Annotated in this window: 1 pseudogene; it reads right to left on the bottom strand. The window is 64.0% G+C overall.

Annotated elements, in window-relative coordinates:
• Nucleotides 1-247 (bottom strand): annotated as a pseudogene (locus tag KDH83_RS32340) (hypothetical protein); the annotation flags it as partial.

Here is a 247-nt window from a genome sequence, read left to right as displayed (position 1 = left end):
CCCAGGCCGATGCCGCCGCCCACCGAGACCTGATAGGCGCTGTAGTTGGCCTTGTTCTTGACGTCCTCCGTCACCAGCGTGCCGGTGCTCAGCTTGTTCAGCCCGTCGGCCACCGCCTTGTCGCTGCTGGCGATGACGCTGCCGATCAGCGTGGTGTTGTTCTTCACGTCGATCAAGAAACCGCCGTCGCCGGCCCACAGGCCGGTCTGCTCGGTCACCGACTTGAAGTCGCTCTTCATCTGGCCTT

Origin of the sequence: Achromobacter sp. Marseille-Q0513 (assembly GCF_018195695.1) — a bacterium.
Lineage (GTDB): Bacteria > Pseudomonadota > Gammaproteobacteria > Burkholderiales > Burkholderiaceae_B > Achromobacter.
This window is presented reverse-complemented; position numbering and strand designations above follow the sequence as displayed.